Source organism: Halorussus halobius (assembly GCF_004765805.1).
GTDB classification, from domain to species: Archaea; Halobacteriota; Halobacteria; order Halobacteriales; family Haladaptataceae; genus Halorussus; species Halorussus halobius.
Genome location: NZ_ML219773.1, coordinates 218,526 through 234,519, shown reverse-complemented (window position 1 = coordinate 234,519; position 15,994 = coordinate 218,526). Strand labels below are relative to the sequence as shown.

At 69.9% G+C, this 15,994-nt stretch carries 20 protein-coding genes; 10 read left to right on the top strand and 10 right to left on the bottom strand.

Features of this window, described 5'->3' with window-relative positions:
• Positions 1-63 precede the first annotated feature (63 nt).
• Genes hutU through hutI form a run of 3 tightly spaced genes read left to right on the top strand, consistent with a single transcriptional unit; the run spans position 64 to position 4,039 of the window.
• Positions 64-1,827, top strand: coding sequence for a urocanate hydratase (gene hutU / locus EPL03_RS01185; protein ID WP_135827509.1), 1,764 nt, complete (start codon positions 64-66; stop codon positions 1,825-1,827).
• Positions 1,824-2,774, top strand: coding sequence for a formimidoylglutamase (gene hutG / locus EPL03_RS01180; protein ID WP_135827508.1), 951 nt, complete (start codon positions 1,824-1,826; stop codon positions 2,772-2,774). Before hutU ends, hutG begins: the two co-directional genes overlap by 4 nt.
• Positions 2,771-4,039, top strand: a complete 1,269-nt coding sequence (gene hutI / locus EPL03_RS01175; protein WP_135827507.1) for an imidazolonepropionase — start codon at positions 2,771-2,773, stop codon at positions 4,037-4,039. Before hutG ends, hutI begins: the two co-directional genes overlap by 4 nt.
• Positions 4,040-4,045: 6 nt before the next feature.
• Here hutI and EPL03_RS01170 read toward each other — a convergent pair whose 3' ends face one another.
• Both EPL03_RS01170 and EPL03_RS01165 read right to left on the bottom strand, forming a co-directional pair.
• The gene (locus tag EPL03_RS01170; protein WP_135827506.1) at positions 4,046-4,567 is read right to left on the bottom strand and encodes a hypothetical protein; all 522 of its coding nucleotides are present in this window, start codon (positions 4,565-4,567) and stop codon (positions 4,046-4,048) included.
• Positions 4,568-4,571: 4 nt separating this feature from the next.
• Complete coding sequence (locus tag EPL03_RS01165) at positions 4,572-5,228, bottom strand: DUF7437 domain-containing protein (RefSeq protein WP_210424878.1); 657 nt, start codon at positions 5,226-5,228, stop codon at positions 4,572-4,574.
• Between the two features lie 139 nt (positions 5,229-5,367).
• Between EPL03_RS01165 and hutH the strand changes: the two genes are divergently transcribed.
• Positions 5,368-6,999, top strand: coding sequence for a histidine ammonia-lyase (gene hutH / locus EPL03_RS01160; RefSeq protein WP_135827505.1), 1,632 nt, complete (start codon positions 5,368-5,370; stop codon positions 6,997-6,999).
• A gap of 26 nt (positions 7,000-7,025) precedes the next feature.
• On the opposite strand, the gene EPL03_RS01155 is transcribed toward hutH, so the two are convergent.
• Positions 7,026-7,556 carry a DoxX family protein gene (locus EPL03_RS01155; RefSeq protein WP_135827504.1) on the bottom strand — a complete coding sequence of 177 codons (531 nt, stop codon included), beginning with the start codon at positions 7,554-7,556 and terminating at the stop codon, positions 7,026-7,028.
• Between the two features lie 166 nt (positions 7,557-7,722).
• Between EPL03_RS01155 and EPL03_RS01150 the strand changes: the two genes are divergently transcribed.
• A complete protein-coding gene (locus EPL03_RS01150) occupies positions 7,723-8,124 on the top strand; it encodes a universal stress protein (RefSeq protein ID WP_135827503.1) in 402 nt (133 codons plus the stop codon).
• Positions 8,125-8,154: 30 nt separating this feature from the next.
• Here EPL03_RS01150 and EPL03_RS01145 read toward each other — a convergent pair whose 3' ends face one another.
• The 4 genes from EPL03_RS01145 to EPL03_RS01130 form a co-directional block, all read right to left on the bottom strand.
• Positions 8,155-8,409 (bottom strand): hypothetical protein, encoded by a 255-nt coding sequence (locus EPL03_RS01145; protein ID WP_135827502.1) that lies wholly within the window; start codon positions 8,407-8,409, stop codon positions 8,155-8,157.
• Between the two features lie 458 nt (positions 8,410-8,867).
• Positions 8,868-9,506: an RPA family protein gene (locus EPL03_RS01140; RefSeq protein ID WP_135827501.1), complete on the bottom strand. Its 639-nt coding sequence runs from the start codon at positions 9,504-9,506 to the stop codon at positions 8,868-8,870.
• Between the two features lies 1 nt (position 9,507).
• Positions 9,508-10,440 (bottom strand): replication factor A, encoded by a 933-nt coding sequence (locus EPL03_RS01135; protein WP_135827500.1) that lies wholly within the window; start codon positions 10,438-10,440, stop codon positions 9,508-9,510.
• A 128-nt stretch (positions 10,441-10,568) separates the two neighbouring features.
• Positions 10,569-11,234 (bottom strand): LysE family translocator, encoded by a 666-nt coding sequence (locus EPL03_RS01130; RefSeq protein ID WP_135827499.1) that lies wholly within the window; start codon positions 11,232-11,234, stop codon positions 10,569-10,571.
• 162 nt (positions 11,235-11,396) lie between these two features.
• Between EPL03_RS01130 and EPL03_RS01125 the strand changes: the two genes are divergently transcribed.
• Genes EPL03_RS01125 through EPL03_RS01105 form a run of 5 tightly spaced genes read left to right on the top strand, consistent with a single transcriptional unit; the run spans position 11,397 to position 13,732 of the window.
• Entirely contained in the window at positions 11,397-11,675 is a 279-nt protein-coding gene (locus EPL03_RS01125; protein ID WP_135827498.1) for a DUF7091 family protein, read from the top strand.
• Position 11,676: 1 nt separating this feature from the next.
• Entirely contained in the window at positions 11,677-12,717 is a 1,041-nt protein-coding gene (locus tag EPL03_RS01120) for a mannose-1-phosphate guanylyltransferase (protein WP_135827497.1), read from the top strand.
• A gap of 50 nt (positions 12,718-12,767) precedes the next feature.
• The gene (locus EPL03_RS01115) at positions 12,768-13,022 is read left to right on the top strand and encodes an antitoxin VapB family protein (RefSeq protein WP_135827496.1); all 255 of its coding nucleotides are present in this window, start codon (positions 12,768-12,770) and stop codon (positions 13,020-13,022) included.
• Positions 13,019-13,411 carry a PIN domain-containing protein gene (locus EPL03_RS01110; RefSeq protein WP_135827495.1) on the top strand — a complete coding sequence of 131 codons (393 nt, stop codon included), beginning with the start codon at positions 13,019-13,021 and terminating at the stop codon, positions 13,409-13,411. The genes EPL03_RS01115 and EPL03_RS01110 overlap by 4 nt, the downstream gene beginning before the upstream one ends.
• A gap of 51 nt (positions 13,412-13,462) precedes the next feature.
• Complete coding sequence (locus EPL03_RS01105; protein ID WP_135827494.1) at positions 13,463-13,732, top strand: hypothetical protein; 270 nt, start codon at positions 13,463-13,465, stop codon at positions 13,730-13,732.
• 12 nt (positions 13,733-13,744) lie between these two features.
• Here EPL03_RS01105 and EPL03_RS01100 read toward each other — a convergent pair whose 3' ends face one another.
• The 3 genes from EPL03_RS01100 to EPL03_RS01090 form a co-directional block, all read right to left on the bottom strand.
• On the bottom strand, positions 13,745-14,467 hold the full coding sequence (locus EPL03_RS01100; RefSeq protein ID WP_135827493.1) for an adenine nucleotide alpha hydrolase: 723 nt from the start codon (positions 14,465-14,467) through the stop codon (positions 13,745-13,747).
• Complete coding sequence (locus tag EPL03_RS01095) at positions 14,468-15,253, bottom strand: SDR family oxidoreductase (protein ID WP_135827492.1); 786 nt, start codon at positions 15,251-15,253, stop codon at positions 14,468-14,470.
• Between the two features lie 70 nt (positions 15,254-15,323).
• A complete protein-coding gene (locus tag EPL03_RS01090) occupies positions 15,324-15,809 on the bottom strand; it encodes a Tfx family DNA-binding protein (RefSeq protein WP_135827491.1) in 486 nt (161 codons plus the stop codon).
• Between the last annotated feature and the right edge of the window lie 185 nt (positions 15,810-15,994).

Genomic DNA, 15,994 nt, shown 5'->3' with positions numbered 1-15,994 from the left:
ACTTAAAACACCCTCCGTGTGGCGGTGTGCAGCTATTTGCGTCTCGCGCCCGAACGAGGAGGTATGAGCGACGGCCAGACAGACATCCCCGAGGAAGGCGACGCCGACGGCTTCGGCGTCGGCGAGCCGAGCGACCAGTGGAAGGAGTATCAGGGCGCGCCCACCGGCACCGACATCGAGTGCGAGGGCTGGCGACAGGAGGCCGCGCTCCGAATGCTGAACAACAACCTCGACCCCGAGGTGGCCGAGAAGCCCGAGGAGCTGGTGGTGTACGGCGGCACCGGCCGGGCCGCGCGGTCGTGGGACGCCTACGACGCCATCCTCGCGGAACTGCGCGACCTCGGCGACGACGAGACGCTGCTCGTCCAGTCGGGCAAGCCAGTGGGTCGATTCCGGACCCACGAGAAGGCACCCCGCGTCCTCATCGCCAACTCCAACCTCGTCGGCAAGTGGGACGACTGGGCCCACTTCCACGAGCTGGAGGCAAAGGGGCTCATCATGTACGGCCAGATGACCGCCGGGTCGTGGGCGTACATCGGCACGCAGGGCATCATCCAGGGAACCTACGAGACGCTGGCCGAACTGGCCAGACAGCACTACCCCGACAATCGGGGCCTCGAAGGCAAAATCGTCGCCACGGGCGGGCTCGGCGGCATGGGCGGTGCCCAACCGCTCGCGGTCACGATGAACCACGGCGTCTGCATCGCGGCCGAAGTGGACGAGGCCCGCATCGACCGCCGCATCGAGACGGGCTACTGCGAGGAGAAGACCGACGACCTGGACGAGGCCATCCGGAAGGCCGAGGAAGCGGCCGAAAACGGGGAATCGTACTCGGTCGGGGTCCACCTCAACGCGGCCGACATGCTGGAGGGGATGCTCGACCGGGACTTCGTGCCGGACGTGGTGACCGACCAGACCAGCGCCCACGACGAGTTGGAGGGCTACTACCCCTCGGGGTACACGGTCGCCGAGGCCGACGAACTCCGCGAGACGGACCCCGAGCGCTACCGCGAGGAGAGTCTGGACACGATGGAGCGCCACGTCGACGGGATTCTGACGATGCAAGAGCGGGGCGCGGTCGCCGTCGAGTACGGCAACAACATCCGGGGGCAGGTCGAAGCCCACCGCGACAGACCGGACGCCTTCGACTACCCCGGCTTCGTGCCCGCGTACATCCGACCGCTGTTCTGTCGCGGGAAGGGTCCGTTCCGGTGGGCCGCGCTGTCGGGCGACCCCGAGGACATCCGCCGGACCGACGAGGCGGTCACGGAACTGTTCCCCGAGAAGGACCACCTCCATCGCTGGATAGACCTCGCCCAAGAGCAGGTCGAGTTCCAGGGCCTCCCGTCGCGGGTCTGCTGGCTGGGGTATCAGGAGGAAGACGGACTGACCGAGCGCGCGCGGTTCGCGCTCCGCATCAACGACCTCGTCGCGGCGGGCGAGATATCGGCCCCAATCGTCGTCACGCGCGACCACCTCGACGCCGGGAGCGTCGCCAGCCCCAACCGGGAGACCGAGGCCATGCGGGACGGTTCCGACGCGGTGGCCGACTGGCCGATTCTCAACGCCCTGCTCAACTGCGCGGCCGGCGCGGACATCGTGTCGGTCCACGACGGCGGCGGGGTCGGCATCGGGAACGCCGTCCACGCCAACAACCACGTCGTCCTCGACGGGTCGGACCGCGCGGCCGAGACGGCCCGCCGGGTGTTCACCACCGACCCCGGCATGGGCGTCATCCGGCACGCCGACGCCGGCTACGACGAAGCGCTCGCCGAGGCGGCCGAATCGAACGTCGCGGTGCCGATGCGGGACAGTGAGGACGAATGACGCGACTCGGACGAACCTTCGACTGGATGGGACCCTCCAACGACGCCACCGACGAGCAGTTCGGCCACGTGGTCGAACTGTCGAGCATCGACGACGCCGACCGCTTCGACGCCGTGCTGGTCGGGGAACCGTTCGACGAGGCGGTCATCGGCCGGAAGGGGGCCGCGGAGGGACCGAGCGCCCTCCGCCAGCGCCTCGCGGGCACCAAGACCCACCACTTCGACGCGGGCCCGGTGAGGTCGGTCGCCGACCTCGGCGACGTGACGCTCGGGGACGGTGACGTCGATTCAGTCGCCGACCTCCAGAACCGGGTCCGGACCATCGCCGAGCGCGTCCACGCCACCGACGCGTTCCCGGTGTTCCTCGGCGGCGACAACTCGATGACCTACCCCAACGTCGCGCCCCTGCTGGACGAAGGCAGCGTCGGCGTACTCAACTTCGACGCCCACCTCGACGTGCGGGAGGTTCGGGAGGACGTCGGCCCGACCTCGGGGACGCCGTACCGCCAGCTCTACGAGGACGGGCTCGACGCCTACGCCTGCGTCGGCGCGCGCCACTTCGAGACCTCGACGGCGTACGCCGAGTTCGTCCGGGAGCGCGGCGGCGAGGTCGTCACGAGCGAGGAGGTCGGCGACGACGCGGTCGCGGCGGTCGACCGCGCGTTAGAGGCGATGGGGGAGGTCGACCGCGTCTACGTCAGCGTCGACCTCGACGTGCTCGACGCGGCGGCCGCGCCGGGCGTGAGCGCGCCAACGCCCGGCGGTCTCACGACGCGGGAACTGTTCCGGGCGCTGCGCCTGGCCGGCAGCGACGACCGACTCGCCGGGTTCGAGGTCGTCGAGTGCGCCCCGCCGCTCGACTCCGGGACCGCGAACCGGACCGCGACCGCCGGCGCGCGAGCTATCGCCCACTTGCTAAGTAGCGGGCCCGCGAAGGAGCGACCATGACGCTGACAGCAGTCGTTCACGACGCTGCACAGGTCGTGACGCTGGAAGCCACCGACGACGAGGCCGACGCGACCGACGACGGCGCGAGCGAGGCGACCGACGAACACGCGGCGCTCGGAATCTACGAGGACGCCGCCGTCGCCATCGAGGACGGCGAGGTCGCCCGGGTCGGCCCCACGGGACCTGTGACCCGCGAGTTCCCGCCGGAGAACGCGGCCTACGCGGTCGACGCCACCGAGAAGGCGGTGATTCCGGGGTTCGTCGACCCGCACACCCACGCCGTGTTCGCGGGCGACCGCTCCGACGAGTTCGAGGCCAAACTCCGGGGGAAGTCGTATCAGGAGATACTCGACGAGGGCGGCGGCATCCTCCGGACGGTCCGGGCCACCCGGGAGGCCGGCGACGAGCGCCTGCTCGGGAATCTACTCCGCCACCTCGACGAGATGCTGGCCCACGGCACCACCACGGTCGAGGTCAAGTCGGGCTACGGGCTGGACGCCGAGACGGAACTCCGGCTGCTGGACGTCATCGACCGCGCCGACGACCGCCACCCGGTCGACGTGGTCCCGACGTTCATGGGCGCTCACGCGGTGCCCGAGGGTCGGGACGCCGACGAGTACGTCGAGGAGGTCGTCGCCGAACAGATTCCGGCCGTCGCGGAACAGGGAATCGCCGAGTTCGTCGACGTGTTCTGCGAGGAGGGCGTCTTCTCGGTCGAGCAGTCCCGCCGGGTCCTCGACGCCGGGCGGGACGCGGGTCTCACGCCGAAGGTCCACGCCGAGGAGCTGGCCCGCATTGGCGGCACGAAGCTCGCCGCCGAAGTCGGGGCAGCGAGCGCCGACCACCTGCTCCACTCGACCGAGGAGGACGTCGCCGCGCTGGTCGACAGCGACGTCGTCCCGGTCCTGCTGCCCGGCACGGCGTTCGGCCTGGGCGCGGCGTACGCCGACGCCCGGCAGTTCCTCGACGCGGGCGCGGACGTGGCCGTCGCGACCGACTTCAACCCCAACTGCTACAGCCAGAGCATGGGCTTTGCGGCCTCGCTGGCCTGCGTCGAGATGGGGATGACGCCGGGCGAGGCGCTGGTCGCCGGAACGACCAACGCGGCGGCGGCGCTCGACCTGCCCGAGGCGGTCGGGACGCTTCGGGAGGGCGCGCCGGGCGACCTCGCGGTGCTGGACGCGCCGAGCTACGTCCACGTCCCGTACAACTTCGGCGTGAACGCGGTCGAGACCGTGCTGAAGGGCGGCGAGGTGGTGTACTGAACGAGCCTAGATTATTCGGAGGTCGTCGCCACCGCCCCCGATCAAGTCCTCGCGGGTGAAGACTGAAACCGACCCCTCACAGTCGCTACGTGCCGTTCCGGCCTCTATCGCCCGCGCGGAGACTCGGTCGTCGGTTACCACCGCTACGGGGTCGTCGGTTCGTTTCAGATACTCGACCGCGAGCCCTGCGAGAGCCGTGTCCGCCTTCTCGACCTCGTGTTCGTCTTCCCCCGTTCGGCGGGCGATTTCCCGACGAACGAAGTCCATCGCGCTCACCGCGCCGGGGTCGGTCGGCGACGGCGGGTCGATGCGTTCGGCCCATCCCTCGTCGACGGCCCGCTGTACGCGGTCCGCGTAGTGCATCGTGGTGAGTTCTCGTTCGACCCGACGAGGGACCTTGAGGGAGGCGTCCCGATTCTCGACGTACTCCCGGAGCGCTCGATACTTGTCGTTGTCGGGACCGCCGACAGCCACGAAGAGATTCGTGTCGACGAGAGCGACGGTCTCCGGTCGAAGGTATTCGCTCACCGGCCTACCCCGCGTTCGCGTCGTCGTCCGGCCGACCGGACGTCGGTTCGGAAACGTCGACGTCGAGGTCCAGTTCCCCGGCCTGCTCGGGAAGCAGGCGGTCGAAGAACGGGTCGTACGCCCGTCCGGCGGCGAGCGCCGGCCGAAGCGCCGCGACGACCGCCATCCCTTCGGCGGCGGTCACGTCGAGTTCGTCCGCAGCCATCCGCTGGGTGAGGTCCCCGGCGTAGTGGGCCCCAGCGACCCGGAGGGCGGCGACGAGACGGGAGACGCCGTACCGATTCAGGAAGTAGTCCACGTCGTCGTCGATCACGCTGAGTGCGACCGCGTGGAGGGCGGTCGGGGTAATCGCCACCTCGGCGTCGTCGACGAACGCGAACGGTTCGACCGAGAGACGATGCGGGCGCGTGGAGTCGTCGCGGGCGAGGACGCCGAGCGATTCGAGTCGGTCCACGTCTTCGTACGCGGTGGCTCGCGCGACATCGAGCGCCTCAACGACGTTCGGGACGGTCGTCGGGCCGTAGTAGCAGACGTAGACGTAGAGACGGGCGAGTCGGGGAGTGCGGACGAGGGTGGCCGCAGCGACGAAGCCGTCGAAGTCGCCCAGCGAGGGCGCGTCGACCGCGCTCTCGTCCGGTTTCCAGTCGGTGAGTGTAGGCATCGACCGTGCGTACGAAATCTACGTATTTCAGATTTTCGGCCACGACCGATTCGTCGCGACGCCGAGGCGAAACGACGAAACGACCGGCGAGCGAACGACGACCCATGGACGAGTACCACCGCCAGCGAGGGAGCCAACGATGACCGTCGAAGCCGGCGGCGAGCGCCTCACCCCCGAAGACGTCGCCCGAGTCGCCCGCGAGGACGCCCCGGTCGTCGTGCCCGAGGCCGCCCGCGAGCGGGTCCGAGTCGCCCGCGAGCGCGTCGAGGCGGTCGTCGAGAGCGGCGAGGCCGTCTACGGCGTCAACACGGGCTTTGGCGAACTCGTGGACGAGCGCATCCCCGACGAGGACATCGAACGGCTCCAGTTGAATCTGGTCCGGAGCCACGCGGCGGGTGCCGGCCGCGAACTCGCGCGCGAGGAGGTCCGGGCGCTGTTGCTCGGCCGGCTCAACGCGCTCGTGAAGGGCCACTCGGGCGTCCGGGAAGTCGTCGTCGACCACCTCGTGACGATGCTCGACGAGGGCGTCCACCCGGTCGTGAAGTCGCGGGGGTCGCTCGGCGCGAGCGGCGACCTCGCGCCGCTCGCGCACCTCGCGCTCGTGCTGGTCGGCGAGGGCGAGGCCGACGTGGAGACGGAATCCGACACCGAGCGACTGCCGGGCGACGAGGCGCTCGCGACCGCCGGCCTCGACCCCCTGACCCTCCGGGCCAAGGAGGGGCTGGCGCTCATCAACGGCACCCAGCTCACGGTCGGGCTCGCGGCGCTCGCTGTCGTGGACGCCGAACGCGCGGTCCGAGCCGCCGACGTCGCGGGCGCGCTCACGACGGAGGTGACGATGGGAACCACCGCCTCGTCGGACGACGCCATCGCGGCGGTCCGGCCCCATCGGGGCCACGCCGAGAGCGCGCGCAACGTCAAGCGACTGACGGCCGACTCCGAGATCGTCGAGTCCCACCGCAACTGCGACCGGGTGCAGGACGCCTACTCGATTCGGTGTCTGCCCCAGGTCCACGGCGCGGTCCGGGACGCCGTCCGCCACCTCCGGGAGGCCGTCGAGGTCGAGTTGAACAGCGCGACCGACAACCCGCTCATCTTCGACGCCGCCGACGCCGACGACCGGGCGTCGGGCACCGACGAGGCCGCCGTGCTGTCGGGCGGCAACTTCCACGGCGACCCGCTCGCGCTCCCGCTGGACTACCTCACCAACGCCGTGACCGAACTCGCGGCCGTCTGCGAGCGCCGGGTCGACCGGATGGTGAATCCGAACGTCCAGGAGGCCCACCTGCCGCCGTTTCTCACCGAGAAAAGCGGCCTGCGCTCGGGCTACATGATAGCACAGTACACGGCGGCCGCGCTGGTCAACGAGAACCGCGCGACCGGGCGGCCCTCGATGGACAACACGCCGGTCAGCGGCAACCAGGAGGACCACGTCAGCATGAGCGCCCAGTCGGCGTTCGACGCCCGGCGCGCGGTCGAGAACGCCGTCACCGTGGTCGGCATCGAGTTGCTCTGTGGCGCGCAGGCCGCCGAATTCGTCGGTGGCGAGGCGACTGCCTCGGACCGGTCGAGCGGTGACGAACCGCGAGACGACGATTCGCTCTCGCACGGCGTCGGCACCGGCGCGGCCTACGAGGCGGTTCGCGAGGCCGTGGCCCCGCTGGTCGAGGACCGGCCGCTCCACGAGGAAATCGAAACCGCCGACGCGCTCGTCGCGTCGGGACTGCTCGAAGAGCGGGTCGAGTCGGCGTTAGGCGAGTCGCTCGCGTGAGTCACGGGGGCGACGGGTCGGTCCCGTCAGCCCATCAGGTACCGGAGCCACGGGTTGTTCTCCACGAACCCGGTGTCTTCGAGGAACTCGTCGAGTCCGAGGATGCGCCCCGCCCCGAACGCGCCGAGGCCGAACAGCAGCATGGCGTACACGACGTGGTCGTCGATGACGATGCCGTTCGACAGCGGGAGGCTGGCCGCCCAGTAGAACAGCATCATGACGGCACCCCAGAAGGCGCTCCACCGGACGAACGCGCCGACCAGCAGCGCCAGCCCGACCAGCGTCAGGCCCCACTGGTTCAGGGGGTCGATGAGCCACAGCCAGTCGTTGGCGAGTGTCGTCCAGAACGCGGTGAAGGGGTTCCCCGCGGGGATGGCGTTACCCAAGAAGCCCCCCGCCGACCACGAGGGGTCGAGTACCTTGGTGATGCCGGCGTAGAACATCGTCCACCCCATCACGAGCCGGAGCGTGAGCAGGGCGTAGCCGATCCACGTCTCGGAGTACTGGAAGTTCGTGTGCCGTCCGAACAGCTCGGTTTCGAGTTCTCGTGTGGACATCGTCAGTCACCTCACGTGTGGAAGTTGTTCGGGACAACACTTTAACTGGGCCAGCGAATCCCAGTCGCTGAAAATCGGTGCGGTGGCGACCCAAACCCGTTGCGGTGGTTCCAGCGGCCCGAAAGTCGGTCCGACACTTATGAGGGACGAACGCGAACGGACGAGTATGTATCGGATACTTGCCGCCATCGGCACCGACGAGGAGCGCGCGCTCGAACAGGCCGCGGCCGTCGCTGACCTGCCCCGCGAGGAGGACGTCGAGGTAACGCTGTTCCACGACTTCACGGACAACCCCTCGGGGGCGTCGGTCCATCAGGTCGCCGCGGTCCGGCGGGCCGCAGAGCGCCTCGAAGACGCGGGCGTCGAAGTCGAGTACGCCGAGTCCAGCGGCGACGCTGCCCAGGCCATCCTCGACGTGGCCGACGACCGCGACGTCGACCTGCTGTGTCTCGCCCCCCGCGGTCGCTCGCCGGCGGGCAAGGCGCTGTTCGGCAGCGTGACCCAGCAGGTGCTGCTCGAATCCGAGCGTCCGGTCCTCGTCGTCGGGCCCGGAAAGGTCGGCGAGTAGACGCCGTCGGCCCGGAGACGCCGGGTGCGGTCAGTCCGCCCGGCCGTGCCGGTCGGCTTCGCCGAAGTCGTCCGCGTCCGACGACGCGTCGGCGTGCGCCTCGCTGGACGCCGACGCGGCGACGACCCCGTGTACGGGACACTCGTACGCGCCCCCGAGCGGGCCGTCGCATTCCCGGCCGCAGTCCGGGCACGCGCGGGGCTGCCCCTCGACGTCGGGGTCGACCCCGAGTTCCGCGTACACCGCCCGCCAGCCCGCGCTGGGCGAGGTTCGGTCGTCAACCACGTCCCACCTCGTCGCGGCGGGTGCCTTCCTCGCCGCGCTCGTCGCGACTGCGGTCGCTCGCCCGACGAGCGCGCGACTCACACCGGAAACATCCCTCCCGGAGCCGCGGGTCCGTCCTCCCCGAGCCGCACCGGTGACACCGCCAGTAGCGGTGGTCGACGCGGCCGTGCCTACCCGTCTCCTCGCGCGGTCCGGAGACGGTCCCGATACGTTCTTGTGACCGTGACGTATGCGTAGCCATTGGGCCGTCCGAACTGGGGCACGCCCGGCGTCCGGGTGCTGGTACCACCCGGCGCGTTTCGAACGCGCGGTCGCTGGGCTACTCGTCGTGCGATTCTCCCGCGTCCTCGATAGCGTCCCGTCCACCCTCCCCCGAACGTCGATTCCGCGACGATATCGCGTCGATTCCGCGTCGGTCGCCCCGAACGCGGCCCGGCGTCGACCTCGTCCGACGCCGCCTACGGCTGTGGCTCCGGTTCGACTTCGTCGGTCTCGTCGGATGCCGACTCGCCGCTACCCGCGTCCGGGTCGTCTTCGAGGCTCTCGAGCGCCGCGACGACGAGGTCGCGGTACTGCGCGGGCGACCGGTCGTACTGCTCGTCGGCCATCCGGGCGTACTCGTTGGTGTCGTCCTCGAATCGCTCGACGCGTTCGAGGGTTCGTTCGGCCGTCTCGACCACCCAGCGGTCCCGGGTGGCGGCGTCGACCAGCGTGATGGACTCGGGACGCACGGAGACGTTCACGTCGCCGTCGTCGGTCTCGTAGGTCCGGGGCTTGCCCGTGATAGCGACGTACGCCGGCGGTTCGAGTTCTCGCAGCATGCTCGCGGCCTCGGGCTGGTACTGGCCCGCATAGACGAAGAACGGGTCGCCGTTCGGGTCCACGACCCGGCCCTGCCAGTACTCGCTGTCCTCGCCGACGTCCTCGGTCTCGGTCAGCGTGCCGACGACGAAGATGCGGTTGGCCTTCTCGCCGGTCGGCAGCAGGGCGTACACCGGCGCGCGCTCCTCCTCGGACTCCTTGAACGTGTGGGTCGCGTCGTTGAACTCGCCGGCGAACACGCGGCGGGCGACCTCTCGGGTGGGTGCTCCGGACATCTCAGATCGACCTCGCTTTGATGAGGACGCTTTCGGCGTCGGCCGGCCCGGCGAGTTCCTCGACCTCGTCGGCCAGCAGATACCGGCCCATCGTCGGCCCGGTCACGCGGTAGTACTTCCCGAGGGTCTTCTCGCGCATCTCCTCGGCGACGACCGAGGTGTCGAGCGCGTCCATCGCCATGTCCTGGGCCTCCTGAAGCCCGATACCGGTGAACTCCTCGGTGGCCTCCTCGTCGAGGATGACCTCGCGGACCTCCCGGCCGTCGTCGAGCACGCCCTTGATGCGGAGGTCGAACTCGCCGTCGACCTCGCCGTGTTCCGAACACCGCCCGTTCTGGAGGACGCGAGTGCAGTCGTCCTCGGGACAGCGTTTGATGAGCCCGGACCCGCTCTGGATGTCCACTAGCGCGCCCTCGACCTCGGCGGTGTCGTCGCCGACCTCGATGTCCTCGTCGACGTCCGCGACCGTCGTGGTCCGGTTGAGCTTCACCGAGTAGTCGCCCTGGTACTCGTCGGAGACGAGGTTGGCGAGGTGGTAGACCGCTCCCTCCTCCAGTTCCGGGAGGTCGGAGTCGGCCCACTTGGTGAACTTGATGGTGCCGGTCTCGTCGCCGAGCAGGCCGACCTGCCCGACCGCGTCGCTCCGGGGGTCCCAGAGGTCGACGACCTTGGCGGTGAGGCTGAGCCACATCTCGTCCTCGTCGACGTCCTCGACGTTCACCTCCTCGGTGCCGCCGCCGCTGTGGATGTCGTCGCGTTCGAGTCCCGCCTCGTCGAGGTAGTGGCTCACGACGCTCCGGCGGGCCTCGTCGAGGGGCACCCGGTACTCGTTGACGAGGTTGTCGAGGCGGTCTTCGACCTCCTCTACGGACAGGTCGAGATGCTCGGAGAACTGTTCGGTCACGTCTTCGGCGTGCTGGCGCACATCGCTCATGGGGTATCCGTCTCCGCGTCGTTTTCTCCGGGAGACATGCGACTGGTTAGTGCGCTATGGTATAAAAGGCTTGGTACGCGGAGTGAAAGTGAACGTGAAGCCGTCAGCGCCGCTACCGCCTGTTCTGTCTACGACGACGCCAGCGCGAGCGCCGCGCCGAGACCGACCAGCACCGACCCGGAGACCCACCGCAGGCCGTCGGCAAAGCGCGGCCGGGAGCGAAGCGCCGACCGCACGCCCCCCGAGAGCAGGCCGACCGCGCCGAGATACAGCGCGGTCAGGGCGGCGTAGGTCGCGCCCAGCGCCAGCATCTCGGCGGCGGGTGCAACGCTGGTGACGCCCGAACCGGGTCCAGAGCCCACGAACTGCGGGAGGAAGGCGAGGAAGAACAGCGCGACCTTCGGGTTCAGGACGTTGACCGTCACGCCCCGCCGATAGCTGGTCCGCAAGTCCGAGCCCAGGGGCGAATCCGGGCCGGCGTCCGACAGGGATAGCTGGCCGTCCTGCCGGATGGTCTTCGCGCCGAGGTAGACGAGGTAGGCAGCCCCCGCGTACTTGACCGCCGCGTACGCGAGCGCGGACGCCCGCAAGAGCGCGGCGAGCCCGAGCGTCGCGGCCGTCGTGTGGACGACGATACCCGTGCTGACTCCCAGCGCGGCCGCGACGCCGCCGCGCTTGCCCCCGGCGACCCCCTGCGTGAGGACGAAGACGGTGTCCGGGCCGGGCGTGAGGACGAGCGCCGCTGCGGCCGAGACGAACACGAGGTAGCTTTGCAGGTCGACGCTCGGGGCCATCAGCGTGAGTCGCATGTCGATTGTGAGTGGGTTAAGCGTGAGGTTTTGTGCAAACGGCGTCGACGCGCCCGGTTCGGTCACTCGTCCCGGCACCGACGTCGACCCCGTCGGACGGTAGCCCACGAACAGACCTATGATTCCCGACGCCTAACGCCCGGTCACATGGACGACCGCCTCGAAAGCTTCCTCCGCTCGAAACTCCAGTCGGCGGGGCGACAGTACGCCGACGCGAAGCGCGCCTACGCCAACGCCCGGCGGGCCGCGCTCGCGGACCTCCCGCAGGACGAGACGGGGAAGGCCCGCATCGTCTGCCGGCGGTACGCCGAGCGCCGCGCCGTCGACCTCGACCGGGCCGCCCGACCGGCCTGCTTCGACGCCGACCACCCCGACTGCGAGGGCTGCGTCCGCGACGTGCGCGACGGCCGAATCGAGACGTGGTAGGATGGCGGGCGACTCGGACCGCAAGCGCTCGACGCCCCCTCTCGTCGCGGTCGTGATGGCCGGCGGGACCGGAACCCGGCTCTATCCCGCGAGCAGGGCCGACCGGCCCAAGCAGTTCCTCTCGGTCGGTGGGAACGAGGGGGACGGCTCGCTCCTCCGGCAGACCGTCGAGCGCGTGGGATTCGCCGACGAGGTGTACGTCTCGACCGCCGCCGAGTACGCCGACCGCGTGCGCGAAGCGGTCCCCGAGGCCGGCGTCCTCGTCGAACCCGCCTCGAAGGACACCGGGCCGGCGCTGGCGTACGCCACCCACCGCGTGCGACGGCAGGTCGGCGAGTGCGTGCTGCTGTGCGTCCCGAGCGACCACCGAATCGCCGGCGACTTCGGGTCGACCGCCCGGGCCGCCGCCCGCGCCGCAGTCGAAACCGGGGGGTTGGTAACGTTCGGCGTGGAGCCGACGAGACCCGCGACGGGATACGGCTACGTCGAGCCGGGCGAGAGCCGGGGCGAGTACGCCGAAATCGAGCAGTTCAGGGAGAAGCCCGACGAGGCGACCGCCGAGCGGTTCGTGGAGCAGGGCTTCTACTGGAACGCCGGGCTGTTCGCGTGGACGCCCGCCGCCTTCCTCCGGGCGACCCGCGACTCCCCGCTGGCACCGCTCGTCGCGGCGTTGGACGAGGGCGACCCCGAGCGCGGGTTCGAGGCGGTCGAGTCGGTCAGCGTCGACTACGCGGTGTTGGAGCGGGCCGACGACGCCTACGTCGTGCCCGCCGACTTCGAGTGGGACGACGTGGGGTCGTGGGACGCCATCGAGCGAATCGTCGAGACCGACGCTGACGGCAACGCGGTTCTGGGTGACGCCCTGACAGTCGACGCCGCCGACAACGTCGTCGCGACCGACGACGACGCGCACGTCAGCGTCGTCGGCGTCGAGGGACTGGTCGTCGCCGCGTACGACGACCGGGTGCTGGTCGCGCCGAAAGACGACGCCCAGCGCGTGCGCGAGGTGGTGACGGAGTTGCGCGAACAGGGGCGGTTTTGATTGAAAGGCGTGCCAAACATTGATGTTAACGTGAGAGTTTACATTCGTGCATGGGCACTACGGACAAACACGTGCGAATCAGCGAGGAGAGCTACGAACGGTTGAAAGCACGCCGTCGCGAGGGCGAGAGTTTCGACGACGTGGTGGTCCGACTTCTCGACGACGACCGTGACCTCCTCGCAGGATTCGGTGCGTGGGACGGGACGAACCATCGCGAGGTAGTCGAAGATATCCACAGCAGTAGCAAGCACGAGAGCGCGGAGAGAATCGAGAAAATCGCTCGTCAACGGAGCGACGACGAGTGAAAGTTCTCGACAGTTCGTTTCTGATGGACTACGAAGACGGGCATCCGGCCACGAAGGACTATCTACTGGACCACAGTGACGAGGAGTTCCTGGTGCCGGTTCCAATCTACGTCGAATTCCTGCTCGGCGGGATATATGGGGAGGAAAGTTCGCCCCAGAGGGCACGACGAAACCTCGAATGGGTCGAAACGTATCCCGTGAGCGAGGAGACCGCCGATCACGCCACTGAAATAGCGGACGAAGTCGACGAACGCGGGCCACACCTGTCGGCAGTCGACGCGCTCGTCGCGGGTGTGTCCCGCGAGTTGGGCGCGCCGCTCGTCAGCAGCGACAGCGACCACACTCACCCGTCTTGTCAACGGGTCCTCGACGTCGAGGAGTATCTGTAATCCGCTTCCGACGGCCGTTCCGGTTTTCCCACAGCACGTCGGACCAAGTACATGGCCGACGTGCCAGACGTTCGAGCCGTCGAGACCGGCGACGAGTTCATCCACGTTCGCTTCAGGGACCCCGACGAGTTCGACGAGATTCGGACGCCCGACTGGGCCGCCCACGCCGCCCGGGACGTCTCGGAGGGCGCGGAGGTCCGGACCGGCGACCGGGAAGGCGACGACGACTGGCTGGTCCAGAGCGTCCTGATACAGAAGAGCGTCGGCGAGGAGAAGGCCCGCGAGCAGGCCGAGAAGGTAGTCGAGAAGATAGCGGAGTGAGGCGGCGTCGCGTCACTCCGCGAGCTGCAGGTCGCAGTAGTGGACGGTCGCGTCGTGTCCGCCCCCGCCGACTTCCTTCGTCACCGTTTCGCCAGTCTCGACGGGAACCGGCGCGTCGAATATCGGGCCGTCGCGGACGAACGTGTGGAACTCGCCGTCCTCGCCGCAGGGGTCCACGTCGTCGGGCAGGGCCGCGAGGAAGTCGGCGTCGAATCGCCGCCCCGCGAACGAGGGGTCGAGCGACTCGCCCTCGACCGCGACCACGACGGCCTCGAATGCCTCGGCGAACTCGCGGGCGACCGCCTCGGTGTCCCGGCCCCAGATGGGCCAGTAGCCCGCGAGTTCGGCGTCTTCGAGTCGCGCCTCGCGATAGGCCCGCACGTCGTCGAGGTAGAGGTCGGCGAACGCGATTCGGTCGACGCCCCGCCGCTCGTAGTCGGCGGTCGCCTCGGCCATCGCCGCCTCGTACTCGTCGTTCGAGGCGGCCTCGGGAATCTCCACGAACCGAATCGGGAGACCGACCGCCTCTGCCTGTCGCTCGTAGAGGTCCCGGCGGACGCCGTGCATGCTCGACCGGCCGGTGTCGGCCGAGACGCTGGTGAGGAGTTCGACCACCTCGGGGGCCTCGTCGCCACGCTCGCCGGCGGTCCCTCGGCGCATCTGCCCGAGCGCGTAGCTGGCGTCCTTGCCGCCGCTCCACGACAGCACCGTGGTCGGGGCGTCCGAAGAGTCCATTCAGCTCCTGAGCCGACCGCCGTCGACCGGCACCGCCGCGCCGTTGACGAAGCTCGCGCGCTCGCTGGCGAGGAAGGCGACGGCGTCGCCGAACTCGCTCGGCTGGCCCACGCGGTCCAGCGGGATGTCGGCCGACCAGTCGGCCAGCCCCTCGTCGTAGCTGTCGAACTCGCCGCGCTCGACCGACGCCTCCACGAGTTCCTGGATGCGGGGCGTCTCGTGTGCGCCGGGCAGGACGGCGTTGGCCCGCACGTCCGGTGCCCACTCGCGGGCCTGGGTCTTCATCAGGCCGATGACGCCGCGTCGGACCGCGTTCGACAGCACGAGCCCGTCGATGGCCTCCCGGACGCTGGTCGAGGTGACGTTGACGATGCTGCCGGCGTCGCTCTCGACGAGATGGGGGTGGGCGGCCTTCGTGACCCGGACCACGCTCATCACCAGCAGGTCGTAGGCCTCGTACCAGTCGCGCTCGGTGGTGTCGAGGAAGCTCCCGCTGGGCGGGCCGCCGGCCGAGGTGACGACGTGGTCGAGGCCGCCGAACTCCTCGACGGTGGCGTCGACCAGCGCCTCTATCTCGTCGGGGTCGGTGATGTCGGTCGGGACCGCCACCACGTCGCCGTCGCCGACCGCGTCGATCTCCGCTTTCGCGTCTTCGAGTTGCTCCTCGCCGCGCGCGCAGATGGCGACGTTCGCGCCCTCGGCCGCGAGCGCCTTCGCCGAGGCGCGTCCGAGTCCGCTCGAACTCGCCGTCACCAGTGCCGCGTTGCCGTCCAGTTCGAGGTCCATACCCGCCGGTTGGGCGGCCGAGCTAAAAGGTCTCGGGGTGCGGGCAATCGAGATGCGCCGGTCGTCCCGGCTATCGCTCGGGGCCGTCGGCCGCCCGCGACCGGCGCACCGTCACCTCGCCCGCCGTCGTCACGCCGACCAGCAGGTCCGCCTGGACCTCGCGGCCGGCCACGGCGTCGCCGGCCTCGTCGCTGACGCGCTTCATGAGTTCGGGCGCGGCGTGGTTGACCTTGACGCCGGCCTCGTCGCAGGCGTCGTACACGCGGGAGGGCACGTCGTAGAGGTCGGTGCCGGCCGCGACCTCCACCCGGACCGGCGCGCGAAGCGCCTCGGCGAACGCCACCGTCTCGCGGGCCTTCCGGACGTTCTCGCGCGCGCTGGCCTCGACGCTGGAGACGTTCGCGCGCGAGGTGCCGAGCCGGTCGGCGATGGCCGCCTGCGCAACGCCGCGCTCGCGCAGGACCAGCACCTCGGCCTGTCGGCGGGTCAGTACGTTCGTGTCGGCGTCGAACCCCGCCCGGTCGAGTATCTCCTCGACGTCGTAGTCGGCGCTCACGGTCGGCCCTCCCGCCCGGCGGTCCGGGTGGCGGGTCGCCGGTTCCGCGCATCGGCGACCGCCTCGCGGTTCGCGCGTCTCATGGTCCGGCCTACGCGCTCCACCCGAAAAAACCCGTGGCGCGGAACGCCGGCCGAAGCACCCGGAACGGGGACCGGCGTCGGGACTGTCCACCCCGCGGCGCG